The sequence below is a fragment of the Streptomyces sp. NPDC026092 genome (genome assembly GCF_040638605.1).
Taxonomy (GTDB): domain Bacteria; phylum Actinomycetota; class Actinomycetes; order Streptomycetales; family Streptomycetaceae; genus Streptomyces.
On the sequence record NZ_JBEZYN010000010.1, the window covers coordinates 224078 to 248337 of the forward strand.

The 24260-nt window shown below is 73.2% G+C and carries 17 protein-coding genes; 7 read left to right on the forward strand and 10 right to left on the reverse strand.

Going from position 1 to position 24260, the window contains the following annotated elements:
- The first annotated feature begins 128 nt into the window (after positions 1-128).
- The 4 genes from AB0F56_RS19040 to AB0F56_RS19055 all read left to right on the forward strand — a co-directional run bounded on the left by AB0F56_RS19040 (position 129) and on the right by AB0F56_RS19055 (position 3533).
- On the forward strand, positions 129-818 hold the full coding sequence (locus tag AB0F56_RS19040) for a response regulator transcription factor (RefSeq protein WP_362010789.1): 690 nt from the start codon (positions 129-131) through the stop codon (positions 816-818).
- Complete coding sequence (locus AB0F56_RS19045; RefSeq protein WP_362010792.1) at positions 815-2377, forward strand: ATP-binding protein; 1563 nt, start codon at positions 815-817, stop codon at positions 2375-2377. The genes AB0F56_RS19040 and AB0F56_RS19045 overlap by 4 nt, the downstream gene beginning before the upstream one ends.
- Complete coding sequence (locus AB0F56_RS19050; RefSeq protein WP_362010795.1) at positions 2374-2910, forward strand: hypothetical protein; 537 nt, start codon at positions 2374-2376, stop codon at positions 2908-2910. Before AB0F56_RS19045 ends, AB0F56_RS19050 begins: the two co-directional genes overlap by 4 nt.
- Before the next feature lie 86 nt (positions 2911-2996).
- Complete coding sequence (locus AB0F56_RS19055; RefSeq protein WP_362010797.1) at positions 2997-3533, forward strand: VOC family protein; 537 nt, start codon at positions 2997-2999, stop codon at positions 3531-3533.
- A 9-nt stretch (positions 3534-3542) separates the two neighbouring features.
- Here AB0F56_RS19055 and AB0F56_RS19060 read toward each other — a convergent pair whose 3' ends face one another.
- Entirely contained in the window at positions 3543-4709 is a 1167-nt protein-coding gene (locus AB0F56_RS19060; RefSeq protein WP_362010799.1) for a serine hydrolase domain-containing protein, read from the reverse strand.
- Between the two features lie 179 nt (positions 4710-4888).
- Between AB0F56_RS19060 and AB0F56_RS19065 the strand changes: the two genes are divergently transcribed.
- The 3 genes from AB0F56_RS19065 to AB0F56_RS19075 all read left to right on the forward strand — a co-directional run bounded on the left by AB0F56_RS19065 (position 4889) and on the right by AB0F56_RS19075 (position 12267).
- Positions 4889-6727 (forward strand): glycoside hydrolase family 15 protein, encoded by a 1839-nt coding sequence (locus tag AB0F56_RS19065; protein ID WP_362010801.1) that lies wholly within the window; start codon positions 4889-4891, stop codon positions 6725-6727.
- 211 nt (positions 6728-6938) lie between these two features.
- Positions 6939-10844, forward strand: a complete 3906-nt coding sequence (locus tag AB0F56_RS19070) for a Pls/PosA family non-ribosomal peptide synthetase (protein WP_362010804.1) — start codon at positions 6939-6941, stop codon at positions 10842-10844.
- Between the two features lie 43 nt (positions 10845-10887).
- The gene (locus AB0F56_RS19075) at positions 10888-12267 is read left to right on the forward strand and encodes a M1 family metallopeptidase (RefSeq protein ID WP_362010807.1); all 1380 of its coding nucleotides are present in this window, start codon (positions 10888-10890) and stop codon (positions 12265-12267) included.
- A 13-nt stretch (positions 12268-12280) separates the two neighbouring features.
- Here AB0F56_RS19075 and AB0F56_RS19080 read toward each other — a convergent pair whose 3' ends face one another.
- The 9 genes from AB0F56_RS19080 to AB0F56_RS19120 form a co-directional block, all read right to left on the reverse strand.
- Positions 12281-13198 carry an alpha/beta fold hydrolase gene (locus AB0F56_RS19080; protein ID WP_362010809.1) on the reverse strand — a complete coding sequence of 306 codons (918 nt, stop codon included), beginning with the start codon at positions 13196-13198 and terminating at the stop codon, positions 12281-12283.
- 176 nt (positions 13199-13374) lie between these two features.
- The gene (locus AB0F56_RS19085) at positions 13375-14457 is read right to left on the reverse strand and encodes an ABC transporter substrate-binding protein (RefSeq protein WP_362010812.1); all 1083 of its coding nucleotides are present in this window, start codon (positions 14455-14457) and stop codon (positions 13375-13377) included.
- Positions 14458-14506: 49 nt separating this feature from the next.
- Positions 14507-16405 (reverse strand): ABC transporter ATP-binding protein, encoded by a 1899-nt coding sequence (locus AB0F56_RS19090; RefSeq protein WP_362010815.1) that lies wholly within the window; start codon positions 16403-16405, stop codon positions 14507-14509.
- Positions 16406-16613: 208 nt separating this feature from the next.
- Positions 16614-16814 carry a DUF5988 family protein gene (locus AB0F56_RS19095; protein WP_362010818.1) on the reverse strand — a complete coding sequence of 67 codons (201 nt, stop codon included), beginning with the start codon at positions 16812-16814 and terminating at the stop codon, positions 16614-16616.
- 49 nt (positions 16815-16863) lie between these two features.
- A complete protein-coding gene (locus AB0F56_RS19100; RefSeq protein ID WP_362010908.1) occupies positions 16864-18165 on the reverse strand; it encodes a family 16 glycosylhydrolase in 1302 nt (433 codons plus the stop codon).
- A 150-nt stretch (positions 18166-18315) separates the two neighbouring features.
- Positions 18316-19671, reverse strand: a complete 1356-nt coding sequence (locus AB0F56_RS19105; RefSeq protein WP_362010821.1) for an AMP-binding protein — start codon at positions 19669-19671, stop codon at positions 18316-18318.
- Positions 19672-19882: 211 nt separating this feature from the next.
- A complete protein-coding gene (locus AB0F56_RS19110) occupies positions 19883-21220 on the reverse strand; it encodes an MFS transporter (RefSeq protein WP_362010823.1) in 1338 nt (445 codons plus the stop codon).
- Positions 21221-21376: 156 nt separating this feature from the next.
- A complete protein-coding gene (locus tag AB0F56_RS19115) occupies positions 21377-23038 on the reverse strand; it encodes an amidohydrolase (protein ID WP_362010825.1) in 1662 nt (553 codons plus the stop codon).
- Between the two features lie 232 nt (positions 23039-23270).
- A complete protein-coding gene (locus AB0F56_RS19120) occupies positions 23271-24170 on the reverse strand; it encodes an Lrp/AsnC family transcriptional regulator (RefSeq protein WP_362010828.1) in 900 nt (299 codons plus the stop codon).
- Between the last annotated feature and the right edge of the window lie 90 nt (positions 24171-24260).

The following is a 24260-nucleotide window of genomic DNA, read 5'->3' on the forward strand; positions in this document are numbered from 1 at the left end:
ATGGTCTCTCCCGCGCCGTTCGATGGATACGTAACATCACATGATGAGCACGTAACAATGCCGGGCGGCCTTCGATCCAGGGCCCCGATCGCGGCTTCCGGACGAGAATCTCGCCCATAATCGGGCGCATGCCCCACGTTCTGCTCATCGAGGACGACGCCGCCGTGCGCGACGGGATGGAACTCGTCCTGCGCCGACACGGCTACGACGTCGACACCGCGGCCACCGGCGAGGAAGCCCTCGCCCTCCTCGAAGGACCCGCCGGGCGGGCCGTGGAGCTCGCCGTCCTCGATCTCATGCTGCCCGGCATCGACGGATTCGAGGTCTGCCGCCGCATCCGTACGCGTTCCACCGTGCCCGTCATCATGCTCACCGCCCGCGGCGACGACTCCGACATCGTCCGGGGCCTGGAGGCCGGCGCCGACGACTACGTCGTGAAGCCCGTCACCGCCCCCGTCCTGGAGGCCCGCATCAAGGCGGCGCTGCGCCGCGCCGAGCCGCTGCCCGCGCACCCGGAACGCTCCGAGTACACCGGCCTCGTCCTCGACCGGGCAGGCCTGACCGTCACCAAGAACGGGAACCCCCTCGCCCTGCCGCCCACCGAGCTGAGGCTCCTCCTGGAACTCTCCGCCGCACCCGGCCGGGTGCTCAGTCGGGAGCAGCTGCTCGAACGGGTCTGGGAGCACGACTTCCTCGGAGACTCGCGCCTCGTCGACGCCGCGGTGGGGCGCCTGCGCGCCAAGATCGAGGACGAACCCGCCCGGCCCCGCTACATCCAGACCGTCCGCGGCTTCGGCTACCGCTTCGGGCCGATATGACCCAGGACCGCACGCCGCAGTCCGGGGAGCGCACGAGTCCGTCCCGGGACCGTACGTCGCCGTCCCGGATCCCGTCCGGGCGCGGTCGTCGCCCCTGGCTGGGCAGCCTGCGGACCCGGCTCCTCGTCACCTTCGTCCTCGTCACGCTGATCGGCTCCGCCACCGCGACCGCGCTCGCCTACCGCGAGGCGCGCACCGCCATCCTCAAACGCGCCCAGGACTCCTTCCAGGACAGCCTGCACGACCGCGTGGCCGGCATCGCCCCCGACATCGACCTGCCGCCCACCGAGCGCACGCTCACCGAGCTCGCCGAGCGCGTCTCCCAGAGCCTCGACGGCGCCCCCGTCGTCATCAGCCGCTACCGGGAGCTGGAGGGCGCGTCCGACGGGCTCGCGGACCTGAGCAGGATCACGCCCCAGCTGCGCGAGGCCGTCCGCACGCGCGGATCGATGAGCTTCCAGCGCGTCACCCGTGACGGCATCCCGTATCTGGCCGTCGGCACGCCCGTCACCTTCGGCGACAACGGCGAGGCCTCGGGCCTGGAGATCTACGCCATCACCTCCCTGCGCCCCGAGCAGGACGACACGGCGGCTCTGCTGTCGGCGGTACGCGACGGTGTCGTCCCCGTCGTCGTGCTGTCCGCGCTCCTCGCCCTGCTCTCGGCGCGCGCCGTCCTGCGTCCGGTACGGGACCTGGGGCGGGCGACCCGGAAGCTCGCCGACGGCGACCTGTCGATCAGGGTGGCGGTCAAGGGACGCGACGAACTCGCCAACCTCGCCCAGGACTTCAACGAGACGGCCGACGAACTTCAGTCCTCCGTGACCCACTTGAGGCATCAGGAGGAGCGCGCCCGGCGTTTCGTCGCCGACGTGTCGCACGAACTGCGCACCCCGCTCGCCGCGATGACCCTGGTCGCCACCGTCCTCGAGGAGGACGCCGACCAGCTCCCTCCGGACACCGCCCGGGCCGCGCGCACGGTCAGCGCGGAGACGGCCAAGCTCTCCCGGCTCGTCGACGACCTGATGGAGATGTCCCGCTTCGATTCCGGTGCGGCGCGGCTGCGCCTCGCCGACACCGACCTCGGTGAGGCGATCCGGGCGGCTCTCGCGCTGCGCGGCTGGACGGACGAGGTGCGGGTCGAACTCTCCGACGGGGTACGGGGATCGGTGGACCGCCGGCGCGTCGACGTGATCATCGCCAACCTGGTCGGTAACGCGCTGCGGCACGGGGCACCCCCGGTCACGGTCACCCTCGCGTCCGACCCGGGCTCGGATCCCGGCTCGGAACCCGGCTCAGGTCCCGGCCACGGCTCGGCGACCGTCATCGTCGCCGACCGCGGCCCCGGGCTGACGCCCGATGCCCTCGCCCATGTCTTCGACCGCTTCTACAAGGCGGACGCGGCGCGCACGCGGTCCGAGGGGAGCGGCCTCGGAACGGCGATCTCCCTGGAGAACGCCCGTCTGCACGGCGGCACGATCGAGGCCGCGAACAGGCCGGAGGGCGGGGCGGTCTTCACCCTGCGCCTGCCCTTGCGCCGTACCGAAGGGACCACCGGATGACCCCGCGCGCGGCCTCTCTGTTCCTGAGCCCGCTCCTGGCCCTGGCGGTGGTGTCCTGCGGGGTGCAGCCGAGCGGTGTGATCGGCGCGGGCGAACCGCCGACCGGCCTCACCAAGGGGCTCCGCCTCTACTACGTCTCCGGCGCGGGGAACCTCGAAGGCGTCTCCCGCCCCGACCTGGAGATCACCGAACTCGGCGCGGCCCTCAAACTGCTGGTCGCCGGACCCACCGAGCAGGAACAGGAGCGCGGCCTGACGACCCTCGTGAGCGGCATCTCCTACCAGGTCACGGGCGAGGCGACCCGCGTGACCCTGCGTTCCCCGGGCTCGGCCTTCTCGGGCACGCGGCGCGACGACCTGGTCAACGGCCAACTGGTGTGCACCCTCGCCCGGGCGCAGTCCATCCTGCATCCCCGGATCCACCCCGACGACGTCGAGGTCACCCTGATCGGAGACGGCGAACCGGTCGGTCCGTACCGGTGCTCCCAGTTCCTGGGCGGCCCATGGGCGGGATCCGTACGGATGCTCAAGTAGGCCCAGCTCCTCATGTAGGACAGAGCCCGACCTGATCGCGTCCTACGGTCGTCCCAGGAGCCCAGTCCGGGAAAGGGATGATTTCGATGAGCCGTACCGCGCCTGCCGTGCCCGAGGGATACACCAGCGTCGCGCCCTGGGTGGTCACCGACGACACCGGCGCCCTGCTCGACTTCGTCGCGGCCGCCTTCGACGGCGAGGAACTCGCGCGGGTGCCCCTGGAGGACGGCACGATCGGGCACGGCGAGATCCGGGTCGGCGACACCGTCGTGCTCGCCTTCGACCGGCGCGCCGACTGGCCGCCGATGCCCTCGCTGCTCCGGGTCTACGTGGCCGACGCGGACGCCGCCATGGCCGCCGCCGTCGCGCGGGGAGCCACGGTGGTGACGGAGATCGCCGACAGCGCGTGGGGCGACCGGGGCGGCCGCGTGCGCGATCCCTTCGGGAACATCTGGTGGGTGGTGAGCCGGGTCGAGGAGGTCGACGCGGACGTCGCCTGGCGCCGGATGTCCGAACCCGTCTACGCCGAGCACATGCGCGTCGCCCAGGCGACCCTGGACGCCGACCTCAGCGGCCGGAGCAAGGGCGTCGCCAGCGCCCCGCTGCCCCCGCCGCAGGCGTGACCGGGACGGTCACAGCGCCGCGTACACCGCCTCGATCAGTGCCATCTTGCGCGGGTCGTCCGCGATGTGCGGGCCCATGCGGTTCATGACGTAGCCGAGTGAGACCCCGGCCTCGGGGTCCGCCAGGCCGCAGGAGCCGCCGAAGCCGTCGTGGCCGAAGGCGCGCGGATTGGGGCCGTAGGAGGCGTTGGGGCCGCTGAGCCAGAGGCCGAGGGCGCACTCCGTGTCGTGGGCGAAGCCCGCCCCGAGCACGAGGTCCCGGCACGACCCCTGGCCCTCGCGGGCCCGTTCGGCGGCCGCCTCGGAGAGGATCACGCGCCCATCGGACCGGCCCCGCCCGGCGAACACGCCGTACAGCCGGGCCACCGCGCGGGCCGTCCCGTGGCCGTTGGCCGCCGGCAGTTCGGCGGCCCGCCACGCGGAGGTGTTGGCCTCGGCGACGCCCACCGGCGGGTTGGCCAGGGCCGCCTGTGCCGCGGGCTCCAACTGGGCGAAGAGAGCGGCCTGTTCGCTCGACGCGGAGACCCGGGGGTGCACCAGCTCGGCCGCCCGGTCCGCCGCCTTGTCCGGCAGTCCTATGGTGAAGTCGATGTCGAGCGGCCCGGTGATCTCCTCGCGGAGGAACGCGCCGGGCAGCCGTCCCGTGACGCGCCGGATCACCTCGCCGACCAGGAAGCCGTACGTCAGCGCGTGGTAGCCGGAGCGCGTGCCGGGCTCCCACCACGGCTCCATCGCCGCGAGCCGGGCGGTCGTCACCTCCCAGTCGTAGAACTCCGCCAGCGTGAGCGGCTCGCGCAGTCCGGAGAGGCCTGCGCGGTGCGAGAGCAGGAAGCGCACGGGCAGCTCCTCCTTGCCCGCCGCGCCGAACTCGGGCCAGTACGAGGCCACCGGCGCGTCCAGGTCGAGCAGACCCCGGTCCGCCAGAAGGTGGGCGCAGAGCGCGGTCACGCCCTTCGTCGTCGACCAGACGTTGACGACGGTGTCCCGCTCCCAGGGGCGCGTACGGGCGGCGTCCGCCCAGCCGCCCCACAGGTCGACCACGGTCTCCCCGTGGACCTGGACCGCGACCGCGGCGCCGAGTTCGTCCCGCGTACGGAAGTTGGCCTCGAAGACCTCCCGTACGGCGGCGAAGCGCGGGTCGCAGTGGCCTGCGATCGAGGGGGCGGGTGCGGACACAGGGGCCTCCAGGGGCTCGACGGTCGGCTCGGCGCTCCCCGCAACGTACCGACTGGTCGGACTGGTGGGAAGGGAGGAGGCGCGAGCCCGTTCGCCCGGTCGGGCGCCCCGTGTTGCCGAAGCGGGCGACGGCGGGTTGCGTGGTGCGCAACAGAACAGCGGCGGAAGCGAGGTCGTGCGTGCCCGGCTACCCACCGATCGCGGACCACGGACTGATCGGCGACCTCCAGAGCGCCGCCCTCGTCTCCGCGGGCGGGGCGGTGGACTGGTTCTGCGCGCCCCGCTTCGACTCGCCGAGCATCTTCGCCGCCCTGCTCGACGAGGAACGCGGCGGCCACTTCACGATCGCGCCCGTCATGGACGACATGACGGTCCGCCAGCTCTACCTCCCCGACACGGCCGTCCTGATCACCCGCTTCCTCACCCCGGAAGGGGTCGGCGAGGTGGTCGACTTCATGCCGGTGGCCGCGCGTCCGGACGAGGCCACCGACCGGCACCGTCTGGTCCGGGTCCTGCGCGTGGTCCGCGGGACCCTCACCTTCGAGGTCGCGTGCCGGCCGCGCTTCGACTACGGCCGCGCGGAGCACACCCTCAGCCTCGACGGCGGCTCCGCCACCTTCCACGGCCCCGGCCTCGACATGTACCTGCGCAGTTCCGTCCCGCTGGACGCCGATGGCCAGGACGTCCGCGCCACCGTCACCCTCCGGCAGGGCGAGCGCGCCGGGATCGTCCTGGAGACCGCCTCCCCGGGCGTCCCCGCCCCCGGACCCGTCACCGCGCCGGCGCTCGAGGAGGAGCTGCGGGAGACCCACACGTACTGGCACGGATGGATCCGGCGCTGCCGCTACCGGGGCCGCTGGCAGCACATGGTCAACCGCTCGGCCATCACCCTGAAACTGCTCATCTACGCCCCGACCGGAGCCCCCATCGCCGCCCCCACCATGGGCCTGCCGGAGCAGATCGGCGGCGAGCGGAACTGGGACTACCGCTACACCTGGATCCGCGACGCGTCACTCTCCGTGCGCGTCCTGCTCGATCTCGGCTATGTCGAGGAGGCCGACGCCTACCGCCGCTGGCTCGGCGCCCGCTTCCACGGACCCCGCCCGCGCAACGGCGAACCGATGCAGATCATGTACCGGATCGACGGCGACACCGAGCTGTCCGAGGAGATCCTGGAGCACCTCTCGGGGTACCGCGACTCCGCTCCCGTACGGGCCGGGAACGGGGCGGCCGACCAGCTCCAGCTCGACGTCTACGGCGAGTTCGCCTACGCGATGACCCACTCGTCGGATCTCGCCGAACTCGCCGGGTACGAGGGGTGGAAGGGCTTCTCCGCGCTCCTCGACTGGCTGGCCGACCACTGGGACCGGCCCGACGAGGGGATCTGGGAGACCCGCGGCGGCCGCAAGGACTTCACGTACAGCCGCATGATGTGCTGGGTCGCCCTCGACCGGGGCATCCGACTCGCCACCGAGTACGCCAGGCCCGCCGATCTGCCGCGCTGGATCGCCCAGCGCGACGCGATCCTCGTCCAGGTGATGGAACGCGGCTGGAACCCGGATCGCAACGCGTTCGTCCAGCACTACGGCAGCGAGGTCCTGGACGCGTCCCTGCTGCTCATGCCCCTGGTCGGCTTCATCTCCCCGAGGGCGCCGTCCTGGCTGGCCACCCTGGACGCGATGGACCGGGAGCTCGTCACGGACAGTCTCGTCTACCGCTACAACCCCGAGGCGTCCCCGGACGGCCTGCGCGGCTCCGAGGGCACGTTCTCCCTCTGCAGCTTCCTCTACGTCGAGGCGCTGGCCCGGGCGGGCCGGCTCGACCAGGCCCGGTACGCGATGGACAAGATGCTCACGTACGCCAACCATGTCGGGCTCTTCGCCGAGGAGATCGGCCCCACCGGGGAACAGCTCGGGAACTTTCCGCAGGCCTTCACCCACCTCGCGCTGATCACGGCGGCCATGGCCCTGGACGAGGAACTCGACAGGGCCGCCGAGGCCTGGAACCCGCCCCGCTGACGGCCCCGACGACAGCCCCTGTGACCGCTCGCAGGCCCATGAGGGAGCGCCCCCAATACCGCCCCTTCCCGGCCATGCGCAAGGCGTCGACAAGAAATTCCACCTTGAAGGACTAGACTGGCGGGCTGTTTGGCGTCGGACCGGAACAACCTGGGCAGACCCGGGCTCCGCCGACGACCCGGATGACGCCGGGAACGAGACGCGAGGGCCGATGGCAGCCACACCTCAGAGCGGTGAGCTCACCCTCCTCGACGACGCGGACACGCCCGAGGAGACCGGGAAGCACGCCCGGTTCTCGGCGGCGCCCGCGGCGCCCGCGCGCACCCTGATCGACATCTTCGAGGAGTCCGTCCGGGCCCACCCCGACGAGCTCGCCCTCGACGACGGCACGACCCGGCTGACCTACCGGGCGCTCGCCGGCGAGGTCGAGCGCAGGCGCCGCGCCCTGGCCGCCGCCGGGGTCGGCCTCGGCGACCGGGTCGGCGTCCGCGTCCCCTCCGGCACCAACGAGCTGTACGCGTCGATCCTCGCCGTCCTCGCGGCCGGCGCCGCCTACGTACCGGTCGACGCCGAGGACCCCGACGAGCGGGCCGAGCTGGTCTTCGGCGAGGCCGGGGTACGCGCGGTGCTCGGCGCGGGACAGCGCGTCGAGGTCCCCGGGGGAGTGCGGTCCGGGGCCCCCGCGGGGCGGCCCGGACCGGGGCACGACGCCTGGATCATCTTCACCTCCGGCTCCACCGGGAAGCCCAAGGGCGTCGCCGTCAGCCACCGCAGCGCCGCCGCCTTCGTGGACGCCGAGGCCGACCTCTTCCTCGCCGAGGAGCCGATCGGCCCCGGCGACCGGGTCATGGCCGGGCTCTCCGTCGCCTTCGACGCCTCCTGCGAGGAGATGTGGCTGGCCTGGCGCTACGGCGCCTGCCTCGTGCCCGTACCGCGCTCCCAGGTCCGCAGCGGCGCCGACCTCGGCCCCTGGCTGGTGGAGCAGGAGATCACCGTCGTCTCGACCGTGCCGACGCTGGCCGCGCTCTGGGAGCCGGAGACCCTCGACGAGGTCCGGCTGCTGATCTTCGGCGGCGAGGCGTGCCCGCCCGAGCTGACCCAGCGCCTTGTCACCGAGGGCCGCGAGGTCTGGAACACGTACGGCCCCACCGAGGCCACCGTCGTCGCCTGCGCCTCCCTCCTGACCGGCGAGGAACCGATTCGCATCGGGCTCCCGCTGAACGGCTGGGAGCTGGCCGTCGTCGACGAGTCCGGCGAGCCGGTGCCGATGGGCGGCAGCGGCCAGCTCGTCATCGGGGGCGTGGGCCTGGCCCGCTACCTCGACCCCGAGAAGGACGCCGAGAAGTACGCCCCGCTGGAATCCCTCGGCTGGGAGCGGGCCTACCGCAGCGGCGACCTCGTCCGCGCCGAACCCGAAGGCCTGGTCTTCCTCGGCCGGGGCGACGAGCAGATCAAGCTCGGCGGCCGCCGGATCGAGCTGGGCGAGGTCGACGCCGCCCTGCAGGCGCTGCCCGGCGTCGCGGGCGCGGCCGCCGCCGTACGCACCGCCCGCAGCGGCAACCAGCTGCTCGTCGGCTACCTCGTCACCCAGGACGGCTGGGACCACGCGGCCGCCGTCGAGAAGCTGCGCGCCGAGCTGCCGGCCGCCCTCGTACCGCTGCTCGCCCCGGTCGCCGAGCTGCCGACCCGCACCTCCGGCAAGGTCGACCGGGACGCACTGCCCTGGCCGCTCCCCGAGGTCGAGACCACCGGACCGGTCGAGCAGCTGTACGGCACCGAGGCCTGGCTCGCCGAGCAGTGGAGCGAGACCCTCGGCGTGGCCGTCACCGGCGCCACCGACGACTTCTTCGCCATAGGAGGCAACAGCCTCGCCGCCGCCCAGCTCACCACCCGGCTGCGCACCCGCTACCCGAGCGCGGCCGTCCTCGACATCTACCAGCAGCCCACCCTGCGCAAGCTGGCCCGGCGCCTGGAGAAGTCCGTCCAGGACGACGGCGCGGCCCGCACGATCGCCCCGGTCCCGCTGCGGACCAAGGTCGTCCAGTCGGCCCTGCTGCTTCCGCTCTTCACCGTGATCGGCCTGCGCTGGACCGTCGCCCTGCTGGCCCTGGGCAACGTCCTGCACTGGTTCGGGGCCTACCCCTGGGCGCCGACCGCCTCCTGGTGGCTCGTCGCCGCCGGCGCGGCGCTGCTCTTCAGCCCGCCGGGCCGGATCGCGATCGCCGCGGGCGGCGCACGGCTGCTGCTGCGCGGCCTGAAGGCCGGCCGTCACCCGCGCGGCGGCAGCGTCCACCTGCGGCTGTGGACGGCCGAGCGGCTGGCCGAGTACGTCGGCGCGACCTCCCTCACCGGATCCTGGCTCGAGCGGTACGCCCGCGCACTCGGCGCCAAGGTCGGCCCCGACGTGGACCTGCACTCGCTGCCCCCGGTCACCGGCATGCTCAAGCTCGGCCGCGGCTGCGCCGTCGAGTCCGAGGTCGACCTCTCCGGCCACTGGCTGGACGGCGACCACCTGGAGATCGGCCCGGTCAAGGTCGGCGCGGGCGCCGTCGTCGGCACCCGCAGCCTGCTCTTCCCCGGGGCCCGGGTCGCCAAGCGCGCCGAGGTGGCCCCCGGCTCCGCCGTGGCGGGCACGATCCCGACCGGCCAGCGCTGGGCCGGTGCCCCCGCCGTCAAGCTCGGCAAGGCCAAGCGGAACTGGCCCAAGGAGCGCCCGCCGCGCGCCGTCCACTGGCGGGCCACCTACGGCGCGACCGGCCTCTTGCTGACCGCCCTGCCCGTGCTCGCCGGGCTGCCCGCGCTGCTCGTCGTCAGCCACTTCGTGCCCGCCGGCGCCGGCCTCGCCGATGCCCTGACCGGAGCGCTGATCGCGGTGGTACCCGCCGCGCTCGCCTACGGAGTCACGTACGCCGCGTTCGTCCTGGTCGCGGTCCGGCTCCTCAGCCTGGGGCTGCGCACCGGCAGCCACCCGACGCACAGCCGGGTCGCCTGGCAGGCGTGGACCGTGACCCAGCTGATGGACCTGGCGCGCGAGACGCTCTTCCCGCTCTACGCCGGCCTGATCACCCCGGTGTGGCTGCGGCTGCTCGGCATGAAGATCGGCCGGGGCGCCGAGGTGTCCACGGTGCTCGCCCTGCCGAGCCTCACCACCGTCGGCGAGGGCGCGTTCCTCGCCGACGACACCCTGACCGCCCCCTACGAGCTGGGCGGCGGCTGGGTACGGATCGGCCACTCCGAGATCGGCCGCCGGGCGTTCCTCGGCAACTCCGGCATGACCGCGCCCGGCCGCACGGTGCCGGACGACGGTCTGGTCGGCGTGTTGTCCGCGACCCCGAAGAAGGCCAAGAAGGGCAGCTCGTACCTGGGTCTGCCGCCGGTCAAGCTGCCGCGCTCGGCGGCCGACTCCGACCAGAGCCGGACGTACGACCCGCCCGCGCGGCTGCTCTGGGCGCGCGGTCTCGTCGAGCTGTGCCGGCTCGTCCCGGTGTTCTGCTCGTCCGCGCTCGCGGTCGTGACCGTGGCGGCCTTCTGCGCCCTGGCCACGACCGACGGGCTCGGCGTCCTGGGCGCCGCGCTGCTCTCCGGCGCCGTCCTGCTCGCCGCCGGCGTCGCCGCGTGCCTGGTCTCGGTGGCCGCGAAGTGGCTGCTTGTCGGCCGGCACCGGACGGGCGAGCACCCGCTCTGGTGCGGATTCGTCTGGCGCAACGAGCTCGCCGACACCTTCGTCGAGGTCCTCGCCGTGCCCTGGCTGATCGGCTCGGTGCCCGGCACACCCGTGATGACCCTGTGGCTGCGCGGGCTCGGGGCGCGAATCGGCCGGGGCGTGTGGTGCGAGAGCTACTGGCTCCCGGAGACCGACCTGGTGGTGCTCGGCGCCGCGGCCAGCGTGAATCGGGGCTGCGTCCTGCAGACACACCTCTTCCACGATCGGATCTTGAGGACGGATACTGTGGTCCTCCGCGAGGGTGCCACCCTGGGCCCGGGCGGAATCGTCCTGCCCGGCAGTTCGGTCGGGGCCCGCAGCACGCTGGGTCCCGCGTCGCTGGTGATGGCCGGGGAATCGGTCCCCGCCGACAGCCGCTGGCTGGGCAATCCGATCGAGGCGTGGCGGCCCTGACGGGCGGTACGAGCACAGCACAGGGCAGGGAGCGTAAGCGGCAGTGAGCGGCCAGCAGGCAACGGCGTCGGACCCGTATTTTCCGGCCAACGGCGACTCCCGATACCGAGTGCACCGGTACGAACTGGCGCTGGAGTACCGGCCGGGCCCCAACCGGCTGGCCGGGACGGCCCGGATCAGCGCGATAGCGGGCCGGGCCCCGCTCACCGAGTTCCACCTGAACCTGGGCGAGTTCAAGGTCGGCCGGATCCTCGTGGACGGCAAGGCCCCGCACTACGCCCACCGGGCCGGCAAGCTCCGGCTCCGGCCGGCCAAGCCGCTGCCCGCGGGCGCCGCGTTCACCGTCGAGGTGCACTACTCCGGCAACCCCAAGCCGGTGCGCAGCCCCTGGGGCGGCCTCGGCTGGGAGGAGCTGACCGACGGCGCGCTCGTGGCCAGCCAGCCCGTCGGCGCGCCCTCCTGGTACCCCTGCAACGACCGCCCCGCCGACAAGGCCTCGTACCAGATCTCGGTCAACACCCCGTCCGCGTACACCGTGGTCGCGGGCGGCCGGCTGCTCACCCGTACCACCAGGTCCTCCACCACCACCTGGGTGTACGAGCAGTCCGCGCCGACCTCCAGCTATCTCGTCGGCCTCTCCATCGGCATGCACCAGACGGTGCTGCTCGGCGACCCCGGGCTCGGCGGTGTGCAGCAGAGCGCCCATGTGCCGGCGCACCTGCTGTCGCGGTTCTCCCGCGACTTCGCACGGCAGCCCGCGATGATGCAGCTCTTCGAGGAGCTGTACGGGCCCTATCCCTTCGGCGAGTACACGGTCGTCGTCGCCGACGAGGACCTCGACGTCCCCGTGGAGGCCCAGGGGCTCTCCCTCTTCGGCGCCAACCACGTCGACGGCGCCCGCGGCTCCGAGCGCCTGGTCGCCCACGAGCTCGCGCACCAGTGGTTCGGCAACAGCGTGACCATCGCCGACTGGCGGCACATCTGGCTGAACGAGGGGCTCGCCAAGTACGCCGAGTGGCTCTGGTCGGAGCGGTCCGGCGGCCGTCCGGCGCAGGAGATGGCCGCCATCGCGCACCGGCTGCTCGCGGGTCAGCCGCAGGACCTGATCCTCGCCGACCCCGGCCGGAAGCTGATGTTCGACGACCGGCTCTACGAGCGCGGCGGCCTCACCGTCCACGCGATCCGCTGCGCCCTGGGCGACGGCGCCTTCTTCCGCATGCTGCGCGACTGGGCGACCGTCCACCGGCACGGTGTGGTGACCACGAGCGGCTTCACCGCCCACGTGGCCCGCTACGCCACCGAGCCGGTGGACGACCTGCTGACGGCCTGGCTGCACCGGCCCGCCCTCCCGCCCCTGCCCACGCCGCACGGCGCGGCGCCGATCCCGGCCCGCCCGAGCTACCCGCCGGCGACGTCCGCGTAGCGGGGCGCGGGCGTCAGGGCAGGACGCGGCAGCCCGTGCGGGTGGCGTGCGCGGGGTCGAGGACGTTCATGACCTCGTGCAGCGCTTCGGAGTCGACCTGGAGCGTGGCATGCTGCGCCAGGTCGTACCAGCACAGGTCCTGGGTGTAGAGGTTCCGGACGTCGGGCCCCACCAGGAACTGCGAGGACGGCGGCGTGGCGATGAAGTCGAGCCGGGTCGCGATCACCGTGTACGAGACACCCGGCACCGTGTCACCGCCGGCGTCGAGCCGGTTCAGGAGGTCCGAGCCCGGGGCCTGGTCGAGACAGGCCTGGCACCAGCTCTCCAGGAGGGCCTCGGGCGCGCCCTCGACGCTCTGGAGCAGCGTCGCGAAGCCGGACAGGGTGGTGCCGTGGCTGGTCGGCGCCAGGGCGATGAACCGCTTGGTCTTCTCCGCTCCGCCCAGGAACTTCTGGTAGTAGCGCGGCATCAGGCCGCCCTGCGAGTGCCCGACCATGTCGACCTCGCTCGCGCCGGTCGCCGCGAGGACGCCGTCGACGAAGGTCTTCAGCTGCGCGGCGGACTGCTCCACGGGTGCGATCGCCGCCATGACGGGGATGTGTGGCAACCGGCCGTAGGTGGGGGCGAAGACGCAGTAGCCCTTGGCCTTGAGGAGCGGGGCGAGTTCGATCCAGTTCAGGGTGCCGGTCACGAAGGTGCCGTGGACGAGGACCACGGGGCGGGGGTGCGCCGCGCTCGGCCTGCACGACCAGTCGTTGGCACCGGGCAGCCCGACGGCCTGGAGGGCCTGGGCCTCGGCGACGACATCGGCGGTGGAGGACGCGGCGGCGGGTCCGGCGGTCGCGGCGGTGAGGCCGGTGGCGACGAGGACGCCGGCGGCGCAGAGCGCCACGGCGCGTGCGGTGCGCCGCAGTCGGTGACGGAGGGACATGGGGGCTCCCGGAGGACGAGGGACCCGGCGGCTCCGGGTCGGCGCACATCGCAGCACCGCCCCGGAGACCGGACCAGCGGCCGCACACGATCCGGTGCCGACTCCCACCCGCGCGGGGCGCGGCTTGTGCGCCGTGCACAACGCGCCGGCGTCCAGGGGCTCCAGCGATGGCGCCCTCAGCCGGCGTGCAGGACCCGGAAGCGGTCCGGGTCCGCGGGATCCCGGTCGACGACCTGGACGGGCGGCCACGTCCACTGCCACACTCCGATGCCCGGGGCGCGGGAGAAGCGGATCGGCCCGCGGGTGCCTTCGGCCGTGATGTGCGGCCAGGAGGCGGCGATGCGGGCCCGGTCCGTGCCGTGGGAGCGCAGGACCTCGGTGAGGACGGTGATGGTGTCGTACCCCTCGAAGGCGACGAAGGAGGGTGCTTCGCCCAGGCGTTCGCGGAGGGCCGTTTCGACGCGCGCGCCCTGCGGGCCGAGGCGCTCGGGCAGGTAGCGGAGGAAGGGGACGGCGGCGCCGCCCTTGCCCAGGCGCGTCAACCACGAGGCGAGCTCCGGTTGTCCGGCGGGGGCGCCGATCAGGAGCTCGGCGAGGCGGGGGTCGCGGCGGACGGACTCGACGAGCGACACCGCCGGGTCCGGGTGGCCGGCCAGGAGGACGAGGGCGGTCGCGCGACGGTCGACCAGGGCGTCGCACACGGCCGAGGGGGTGAGCGCGCGCAGATCGAGTTCGACGAGGTCGCCGCCGCGCGGAGCGAGGTGGTCCCGCAGGATACGGGTGCCGGACGCCCAGTAGACGCTCGGTTCGGCCGCGACGGCGATGCGGCGGTGGCCCGCGCCGAGGAGGAAGTCCGCGTAGATCCGCCAGCCGTGGGACTGCGCCGGGGCGAGCCGCGCGACGTAGTCCGTCGGCCGGTCGGTGAGCGCGTCGAGCACCGCCGACGAGCAGAGGAACGGCAGGCCGAGGGCGTCGGCCCGGGCGGCGACGGAGCGAGCGACGACGCTGTGGAACTCCCCGGCCAGCGCGACCACGCCGAGGCCGGCCAGTTCGTCCACGGCATCCGCGGCCCGCTGCGGATCGGCGGCGGTGTCCCGGACGACCAGCTCGAGCGGGCGTCCGGCGGCCCCGTCGGCTTCGTTGACCGCACCGACCGCCAGTTCGAGCCCGGCGAGCAGATGGTGGCCCGCCTCGGCCCAGCCGGGCCGGGTCAGGGGGACGAGAGCGCCGATCTTGTACGACGGGATCTGGGTGACCATGCCGGACATTGCATCCTCCGCCACGGCCCCCGGGCAACCCCTTACTCGATCAGCCCGCCTCGCCGCTCAAGCGCTGCTGGAGCTCCCACAGGTCCTGGAACAGGCCCGGCTGCCGGGTGAGTTGGTCGTACGTGCCTTCCTGGACGACCCGGCCCCGGTCGAGGACGACGATTCTGTCGGCGACGGCCACGTTGGCCAGGCGGTGGGTGATGAGCAGGACCGCCCGGTCCTTGGCCAGCTCCCGGAGCCCGGCGAAGATGTGGTGCTCGGCGCGCGCGTCCAGCGCCGCCGTCGGCTCGTCCATCACGAGGAGCGCCGCCTGGCGGTGGAACGCCCTGGTGAGGACCGTGCGCTGCCACTGGCCCCCGGACAGCTGCTGGCCGCCGAACCACTCCGCCGTGAGCAGCGTGTCGAGCCCGGACCGGAGACCGGGCAGCATGTCGCTCGCGCCCGACGCCTCGCACGCGGCGAGCACGGCCGCGTCGCTGGTGTCCCCCTGCCCGAAGGTGATGTTGTCCCGCAGGGTCAGGGGCAGGTACGTGTACTTCTGCGGCACCAGCGCGACATGCTGCCACGCCCGCCACGGATCGAGCCTCTCCGTGGTCGTGTGGTTCCACGCCACCGCACCCGACGTCGGCAGGAGCAGACCGCAGAGGAGCCGCGAGAGCGTGGTCTTGCCCGAGCCGTTCTCCCCGACCAGCGCCACGATCTCACCGCGCTTCACATGCAGGGACACCGAGCTGAGGCTGTCCCTCGGCGCGCCCTCGTACCGGTAGGTGATGTCCCGGGCCTCGAACCGCTCCGGCGGCGCCGACAGCACTTTCGTACCGCGCGAGGCCGTCATCGCCTGGCCGTGGGCGTTGTCGAGGAACCGCTGCCAGTCCTGGACGTACCAGCCGGTGCGCACGAGACGCGCCCCGCCGTTGATGATGCCGCGCACGGAACTGGTCGCCGTCTGGAGCGCGAAGACCGCCCCGCCTCCGGCCGCCAGGTCCATGCGCCCGGAGGCCAGGAGCCACAGGAGCACGCCCCAGACCGTGGCCGACGCGACCCCGCCGCCGGTCGCGCCCGCAAGACCCATCCAGGCACCGGTGTCCGCGGCCTTGCGCTCGGCGGCGTTGACCTCGGCGGCGAGGCCGCGGTAGCGCTCGACGAGGAACGGGCCGGCCAGACAGGCCCGCATCTCCTCGCTGGACTCCGTGAAGGCCGTGTGCCAGCGGAGCTTGCGCAGCATGCGGCGCCGCCCGGAGGTCTCCAGGCCCGCCAGGTACAGGACGCGTGCCGCGCGTACGTACGCGGCGGCCTGCGGCAGGCACGCCAGGAGGAGCAGCGGGAGCAGCGCCGGGTGCAGTACGGCCAGTACGGTCGCCCCGGCGACGAGCGTGGCGGTGGCGGCGAGTACGTCCTGGGCCTCGGCGACGAGGTCGGGGGTGACCTGGGCGCCGCGGTCGGCGATGTCGTAGAAGTCGTTGTACCCGGGCTTGTTGTTCGCCGCGAGCTCGGCGCCGAGCGCGGCCTCGATCATCGTCAGCTCCGCCTCCCGCGCGAGGACGGGCCGCAGTCGGCCGGTCAGCCAGACCACGGCCGTCCCCAGGAGCGCCCGCAGCCCGGTCGCGCCGGCGATGATCGCCAGCTGTGGGGCGGCCTCCCGCAGCCGGTCGGTGATGTCGCCCGAGGAGATGAGCGCGGTGATGGTGCCGGTGACGGCGAGCAGGCCCAGGGCGGCGAGGACGCCGGTGCCGATCTGGCAGACCAGCAGCCCGGCCGTCGCGACGCGGTCCACCGTCCAGGCCATCCGCAGGGACCGCGCCACGAGGGCGGGGAGCCGGCGGGCCATCGTGGCGGTGGTCATCTGGGCGCCGGCCTTGAGCCGCGACTCGTCGCGGTACCGGAACTCTTCCGTCGATTTACTGGGGTTCGCCTGCTCGGGTGGGTTCGCTGAGGTCAAAGGGGCTCCTTGCTCGATCACGACTGGGTCGTGATGCTCAACGAGCCCCTCGAAGTTTCGAACACCCGTGTTTGAGCCGGACGTCGAACCCCGGGATCATGCGCCTGTCGGAGCGTGCCCGATGCACCCACCCCGGTGCCGCAACGGGTGTGCGCCGACGCGGTGTTGGCCGAATCGCCGACACCGCCGAGATCCGTCCAGAGCGGTCCTACTCGGCGATCTCCGTACGCTCCCACCACTCGTACACCCGCAGGGTGCCCTCCGCCGTGTCCTCCCGGCGGGGGGTCTCCCTGAAGTGTTCGTAGCCGCCCAGGTGCGGGATCTTCAGGTCCTGGCCGGGGGTCTCGATCGGGACGACCCGGTCCGGCAGGTCGGCCGGGCCGCCCTCCAGGAATGCCTTGTGCGCCATGGGACCAGTCTCGCGACTTCCGTCGCGCCCCGCATGCCGAGGCTTTGTGTCAGCCGGTGAAGGTCCACTTCTGGTTGGGGTTGCCGCTGCACCACCAGGTCTGGACGGGGGTGGCGTCGGCCGCGTTGTTGTCGCGTACGTCCACGCACTTGTCGGCCGGTACGTTCACCAGGTCACGGGTGGTGCCGTTGTAGTCGAAGCGCTGGGCGCCGCTGCCGTTGCAGTCCCAGAGCTGGACCTTGGCGCCGGGTTCCGTGGAGGCCGCGTCGACGTCCAGGCACTTGCCGAGGGCCCGCACCGTGCCGTCGCCCGGCAGGGTCCAGCGCTGGGCGGCGGTGCCGTTGCAGGTGTAGAGCTGGACCTGGGTGCCGTTGCCCGTCTGCGCGCCCGCCACGTCCAGGCACTTGCCCGCCAGACCGGTGAAGGCTCCGGTGGGGCCGCCCCCTGAGCCGTCCGAGGTGGTGACGCGGACGTAGTCGACGACGAGGTGGTTCGGGAACGGCGTCGAACCGTCCGGGTTGCCCGGCCAGTCACCGCCCACGGCGAGGTTGAGGATCAGGAAGAAGGGCTTGTCGAACACCCACTGGCGGCCGCCGAGATCGGCGGGGGTGCGCCGCTGGAAGACCTGGCCGTCCACGGTCCAGGTGAGGGAGCCCGGCGACCAGTCGACGGCGAAGGTGTGGAAGTCGTCGGCGAAGGCGCGCCCGCCCGAGAGGGTGTACGCGGCGCCGATCCCGCCGCCACCGGAGTAGCCGGGGCCGTGCAGGGTCCCGTGGACGGTCGAGGGCTCGTAGCCGACGTTCTCCATGACGTCGATCTCGCCGCTGTTCGGCCAGCCGACCTGGCCGATGTCGTGGCCGAGCATCCAGAACGCGGGCCACATGCCCTGTCCGCGCGGCACCTTCATCCGGGCCTCCACGTGCCCGTACGTCTGGGTGAAGCGGCCGGCCGTGTTCAGCCGGGCGGAGGTGTACTCGCACCGGCCGTACCAGCACTGGTAGTTGCCGGGGTTCTCGCGGCGGGCGGTGATCACCAGGTTGCCCTGGCCGTCGAGCGCGGCGTTGGAGGCGCCGGGGGTGTACCACTGGCGTTCGTGGTTGTTGCCGCCGTTGTCGCCTGTCTCGATGTTCCATTTGCCGGGATCGACGCCGGCCCCGGCCGGGCCGTCGAAATTGTCCTCGAAGGTGACGGCCTGGACGCCCGCCGCCGGGGCGAGCCGCTGGGCGGTGCCGGGCGCGGCGGAGGTGGCGGGCCCCCAGCCGAGGGCGAGGGTCACCGCGGCGGTGGCGAGCGCCACGAGCCGCGCGGTGCGGGGGCGGGCGCGCGAGAGCAGGGACATGGGGGCCTCGATTCGGGTGCGTGATTCGAGTGCTGGTCTGGACCAGATCCTGAGGGGAGTGAACCGCTCATGTCGTGTCCAGGTCAATACCTTGAGAGCGCTCCCAGTGTCCCTTCTCGACAGGCCCTAGGGCCTTTCCGACCCTGATCCGCCGGACAGGCCCTAGAGGCGTCCGGTCACCTCCACGTCGCCGTCCTTGGCGCGTCGCGCGAGGTGCCCGGTACGGAAGTAGCCGTCGGCGGTGAAGGAGCGGGCGTTCCGCTCGGGCGCCCGGTAGTAGCCGCGCGGGGTGTACGGGCCACGGACGAGAAGCTCCCCGGACTCACCGTCGGGCACGGCCTCGCCGTCGGCGTCGACGATCCGGATCTGGTCGTCGGACGAGAGCGGTCGGCCCTGCGTGCCGAGCGCGGTCCCGTCGGAGTCGGCGGGCCGGGTGAGGAGGAGCACCCCCTCGGCCATGCCGAGGACCTGTTGCGGCCGGCAGCCCCAGGCGGAGCCGACCTGTTCGGCGGTCGCCCGGTCCGCGGGCGCGCCCTCGATCTGGACGAGCCGCAGACTGCTCATGTCGGCCCGCACGGTGGGCTGGGCGTCGAGCCAGAGCCGGGCGGTCTCGGACGTCACCGACGTGAGCGTGACCCGCTCCCGTTCGACGACCGGAAGACAGGCGGCGGGCTCCTGGGTGTCGACCAGGACGACGGTGCCGCCGACCGAGAGGGTGCCCACGATGCCGGGGGAGCCGAGCACGAACGGGGACTCCGCGGGCGGCACGGCGAGATAGACGTCCTCCTCGGTGAGCGACACCAGCTCGGCGGCGGCCCGCGCCTGATAGGCGAAGTCGTTGTGGGTGCGCGGAACGAGCAACGGAGCCTCGGCGTCACCGTCCGCGTCACCGTCGGCGAGCAGGAAGAACGCCACCTGGTCGGCGTTCTGCGCGAGCGCCGGCTCGGGCGCGGCGTCGACGGAGCCCAACGGGCTGTACTGGCAGCCGGCCGGGTCGGTCGTCAGCCCGCCGTACGGGGACGACTCCCCGGGCGCCTCCAGGGTGAACACCCGCCGGAGGAACGGCCAACGGGCCGCGATGTCCGCCGCGAGCGCCGTGTGGTCGAAGAACGGGTGGGTCGAGGCGGCGACGTAGCCGACGGCCTGGGTGAGCCGCACGAGCTCGGCCACCCCGGACGCGGGGTGCGCGAGCGGGCAGAAGACCGGGACAGCCCCGGCGCGCATCAGCGCGAACACGGTGACGACGCACTCGGGAACGTTCGGCAGTTGGACAACCACCCGTTGCCCGGGCCGCAGGCCCCGCAGCCGGAACCCGGCGGCCCTGCGGTCCACACGCCGGTTCAGGGCCGCGTACGTGAGGCGGGTGTCGCCGTGGACGAGCGCGGTCCGAGGGCCGTACTGCAGGGCCCAGCCGCGCAGGAGGTTGTCCAGCGTGTTGCCGCGCCAGAGCCCGACCGACCAGTAACGGTCGACGAACTCCTCGGGCCAGGGCGTACAGCCGTCGAGCAGGGATGCCATGAGCTTCTTTCCGTGCCTGTCTCGGATCCGAAACCGCCGCGGATCCTTCCGATCTTGGCCATCCAAAACGCCGAAGCCCTCGACGAACAAGGCGCGTTCCCGACCAGGGACGCCGAACTCCCTCGGTGGAACGTCCAATCCGCGCCGCCGGACATGAGACGCGGCCGGGGCCACGGGCACGGATGCCCATGACCCCGGCCGGCCCCTCCGGTCACGCCACCGGCACGGTCGCCTTTGCCTGTCGCGGTGCCACGTCGCCCGCCTCGGGCACGCCGAGTCGGCGCAGGCGCAGCGTGCACCAGATGCCGATCGCGGAGATGGCCATGAGCAGGGCCGCGGCCGGCCAGTAGTGGCCGCCGACGAGCGCGGTGAGCGAGACCGCGGCCAGCGGGGCGAAGCCGCCGAAGATCATGTTGCAGATCTGGTAGGAGAGTGAGATGCCGGTGTAGCGCACCCGGGGCTCGAAGCCCTCGGCGAGGATCGCCGCGATCGGGCCGTACAGCGCGGACATCACGAGCCGCATCGCCAGCATGCTGAGGTAGATCAGGACCACGCTCCCGGTCCCGAGCGCCAGGAACTGGGGGACGGACAGGACGATGACGCCCGCCAGGCCCGCCACGACGACCTTGTGCGCGCCGATGCGGTCGCCGAGCCAGGACAGGCCGGGGGTGACGACGAGTTCCAGGAAGGCCGCCAGGGAGAGGCCGTTCAGGAGCATCGACTCGGAGAGTTCCAGCTCGCCCGTCCCGTACGCCAGGAGGTAGCTGGTCACCACGTAGTAGCCGCCGGTCGCGGTGGCGAGCGCGAAGACTCCGACGAGGACGGTGCGCCACGAGGTCTGGAGGACCTCCACGAGCGGGAGCGTCGTCTCGACCGTGTTCTGGGCCCGGATCTCCTCCATGACCGGGGCCTCCTCCAGCTTCAGCCGGATGACGAGGCCGATGACGACGAGGACCGCGGAGGCGAGGAACGGCACGCGCCAGCCCCAGCTGTCGAAGGCCTCGTCGCCCCAGAGGTTCATCAGGGAGAACGCGCCGGTGGACAGCAGGGCGCCCACGGAGGAGCCGAGTTGGGCGAAGGAACCGAAGAAGGTGGCCCGGCCCTTGGGCGCGTTCTCCACGGCGACGAGGACCGCGCCGCCCCACTCGCCGCCGATCGCGATGCCCTGGATCAGGCGGAGCACGATGAGCAGGATCGGAGCGAGGGCGCCGACCTGGGCGTACGTCGGGAGCAGACCGATCGCGAAGGAGGCGACGCCCATCATGAGCAGGGTGATGACGAGGGTCTTCTTGCGGCCGACCCGGTCACCGATGTGCCCGAAGACGATCCCGCCGAGAGGGCGGAGCAGGAAGCCGACGGCGAACGTGCCGAAGGCGGACAGGGTCCGCAGCGCCGGGGGCATGTCGGCGGGGAAGAAGACGTCGTCGAAGACGATCGCGGCGGCGGTGGCGAAGGCGTAGAAGTCGTACCACTCGATGGATGTGCCGACGAGGGCGGCGAGCGCGGCTCTCATCGGGTTCTGCGGGCGTGCCGCTGGGGACTGGGACACGAGGGGCCTCCGGCTGGGCGGTGAGCAGGGGGGAGTTGTGGGGACGGGGGTACGGCGGGACAACGCGGTGACGGCGGTGCGGGGGAGTGGGGCGAGGGGGAGGGAGCGGGGCGGCCGGGAGCGGGGGAGCTGCCGGGCACCAGGAGCTACGGGGCCTCAGCGGCCCGGTGCGGCCCAGGCGCGCTCGCCGCCGATCCAGGTCTCGCGGACGCCGATCGAGGCGAGCGCGGCCGGGTCGGCGAGCAGCGGGTCCGCGTCGAGGACGACGAAGTCGGCGAGCATCCCGGGCGCGAGGGCGCCGACGGCGTGCTCGCGGTGCAGGGCCGCTGCGGCGGCACCGGTATGGGCGTGCAGGCCTTCGGCGACCGACACGCGCAGCGACTCGTCGCCGAGGACCGTGCCGAGGACGGTACGGCGGGTCGCGGCCGCGGAGACGGCCTCCAGCGGGGCGGGCGGGGCGACGGGCGCGTCGGAGCTGAACACGACGGGGACGCCGGCGGGCAGGCAGGGTCCGGCCGGGTTGTACCGGTGGCCGAGGTCGCCGACCGCCGTCAGCGTGCCGTCGCCGGTACGGAGGTGGTGCTGCGGCTGCATGACGGGGACGACGCCGAGCTCGCCCATGCGCGTGATCTGCTCGTCGGTCGGCAGGCCGCAGTGCTCGATGCGGTGGCGCATGTCGGGGCGCGGAACGTCCGCCTGGGCCTTCTCGATCGCGTCGAGGACCATGCCGATCGCGAAGGGGGACTGCGCGTGGGTGGCGGTCTGGAGGCCGGCCCGGTGCGCCTTCGCGACGATCTCCGCGTACTCCTCGGCCGAGTGGTAGAGCTGCCCGTGGTGGCAGCAGTCGGCGGCGTACCCCTCGGGGAAGTACGCGGTCCAGCCGCCGAGCGTCCCGTCGGCGTAGAACTTCACGCCCTGGACACGGAACAGGTCGTCGCCGAAGCCGCGCACCGCGCCGAGGTCGAGGGCGGTGTCGAGCAGCGCGGAGGTGAGGTACGCCGAGACCCGCATGCGCAGCGAGCCGTCGGCGCGGGCCCGCAGGTAGGTCTCCATCTCGCGGCGCGAGGCCTGGGCGTCGCCGACCGTCGTCACACCGGCGGCCAGGAACGTCTCCTGGGCCCGCATCAGATGGTCGGCCATGATCGCGTCGGGCTCGGAGAGGTGGAAGTTCGGGCCGTGGTTGCCGATCTTCACGCCTCCGGGGCCGGTCAGCAGGTCGCAGGCGGCGTCCCACAGCTGCCCGTCCGGCTCTCCGGAGGCGAGCCGTCCGATGGATCCGCCCTCGGGGTCCGGGGTGCCGGCCGTGATGCCGCAGGCCCGCAGGGTGTGGGAGTTGACGACGCCGCCGTGGCCGGAGGCGTTCATGACGTACACCTCGCGGTCGGTGGCGATCCGGTCGAGGTCGTGACAGGTGGGGTGCCGGCGCTCGGCGAGCCGGCGGTGCTCGTAGCCGAAGCCGCGGACGGGTACGCCGGCGGGCAGCTCGCGGGCGGCCTCGGTCAGCACGGCGACGAGGGTGTCGATGTCCGGAACGCGCTCGGGGCGGCAGTCGACCCAGGCGAGCGCCTGGCCGTACATCACCGGGTGGCAGTGGGCGTCGACGAAGCCCGGGTGGACCAGGCCGCCGTCGAGCTCCAGGGTCTCGTCGGCGCTGCCGCCGAGGGCGGCGCGGGCGTCGGCGGCCGTGCCGACGTGGACGACACGGTCGCCGCGGACGGCGAGGGCCTCGGCCCGCACGTCGGTGCCCGGGACGGCGACGGCCGCGCCGGTGACGAGGAGGGTGCGCTCGGCGCGGGTCCTGGGGAGGGGGTGGTGCATGAGGGGAGCCTGCTTTCGGCCAAGGGGGTGCCAGAACGGCTGAATCGTTCGTGAGGACGATAGGGAACGAACGACGCGTTGGCCATAGGTGAACGAAAGAAACTCTTCGGAGGTGTGGACTCGTTTCGCTTACGGATCGTCTGTGGCGGGGGCGTCGCGGCCGACGGTGCCGTGGCTGACGGTGCCGTGGCTGACGGCGTCGCGGCCGACGGCGTCGCGGTCGGCCGTCTCGCTACGCGGCGGGGGTGCCGAGGTCGTACCGCTCCTTGACCAGCTCCAGGTGGACCCAGCTCTCCACCCCGCGCACGCCGGGCAGGGCGCGTGCGGCGTCGAGCGTCGCCCGCGCCGACCCGAGGGACTCGGCGGTGATGGTGCCGACCAGCTCCGCCCGCCCGACGCAGGCGGAGAGGAAGGAGACCTGGTCCCAGGCCGTCAGCTCCCGGGCGACGGGCTCGCGCGCGCCCTCGACGCGCACGGCGAACCCGCAGAGGAGCCCGAGGCCCAGGACCTCGGGCCGGATCAGCGCGAGCACCTTGACCACGCCGCCCTCCAGGAGCCGGAGCGTGCGTGCTCGGGTGGCGCCGGGGGAGAGGCCGACGCGCTCGGCGAGGTCGGCGAACGGCAGGCGGCCGTCCTGCTCGAGGGCGTCGAGGATCCGGAAGTCGGTCTCGTCGAGGTCCGAGACCGTCGGATCGTCCGCCATCAGGTAGGGGTCCTTGAGGTGGCGGGTGCTGATCAGCGGATCGACCCCCGCGACGTTCGGTACCGAGCGCACGGCTTCGATCGTCCGGTCGAGCGCGTCGAAGCCCGGGGTGCGCAGCTCGGCCATGATGGCGTGCCGGCCGGCGGTGAGGGTGACGAAGGGGGCCTGCGGCATCGCGGCGATCGCCCGCGCCACGGGCTCCGCCGCGCCGTGCACGTCGATCGACAGGTGCGCGGACGCGGTCAGCCCGCGGACCGCGGGGTGGACGACGGCGACGACCCGTACGGTTCCCGGCTCCAGGAGGCGCTGCACCCGGGCGCGCGTGGCGGGCCGGGACAGTCCGACGCGCTGGGCGAGCGCCTCGTAGGTGAGGCGTCCGTCGGTCTGCAGCTCGCGCACGATGGCCAGGTCGATGTGGTCCAGGTCCACAGGGAGTTCTCCTCTGTTCGTTCCGTCGTCATTCTCGGCCACCGGCGGTCGGCGCTGAATCGATCGTGACGCGCGTCACAAGTATGCGAT

Excerpts from the sequence above, each read along its gene's own strand:
- AB0F56_RS19055 (WP_362010797.1), top strand. The coding sequence starts at position 2,997 with ATGAGCCGTACCGCGCCTGCCGTGCCCGAGGGATACACCAGCGTCGCG.
- AB0F56_RS19085 (WP_362010812.1), bottom strand. The coding sequence starts at position 14,457 with ATGGTCACCCAGATCCCGTCGTACAAGATCGGCGCTCTCGTCCCCCTG.
- AB0F56_RS19070 (WP_362010804.1), top strand. The coding sequence starts at position 6,939 with ATGGCAGCCACACCTCAGAGCGGTGAGCTCACCCTCCTCGACGACGCG.
- AB0F56_RS19045 (WP_362010792.1), top strand. The coding sequence starts at position 815 with ATGACCCAGGACCGCACGCCGCAGTCCGGGGAGCGCACGAGTCCGTCC.
- AB0F56_RS19080 (WP_362010809.1), bottom strand. The coding sequence starts at position 13,198 with ATGTCCCTCCGTCACCGACTGCGGCGCACCGCACGCGCCGTGGCGCTC.
- AB0F56_RS19105 (WP_362010821.1), bottom strand. The coding sequence starts at position 19,671 with ATGGCATCCCTGCTCGACGGCTGTACGCCCTGGCCCGAGGAGTTCGTC.
- AB0F56_RS19050 (WP_362010795.1), top strand. The coding sequence starts at position 2,374 with ATGACCCCGCGCGCGGCCTCTCTGTTCCTGAGCCCGCTCCTGGCCCTG.
- AB0F56_RS19095 (WP_362010818.1), bottom strand. The coding sequence starts at position 16,814 with ATGGCGCACAAGGCATTCCTGGAGGGCGGCCCGGCCGACCTGCCGGAC.
- AB0F56_RS19040 (WP_362010789.1), top strand. The coding sequence starts at position 129 with ATGCCCCACGTTCTGCTCATCGAGGACGACGCCGCCGTGCGCGACGGG.
- AB0F56_RS19115 (WP_362010825.1), bottom strand. The coding sequence starts at position 23,038 with ATGCACCACCCCCTCCCCAGGACCCGCGCCGAGCGCACCCTCCTCGTC.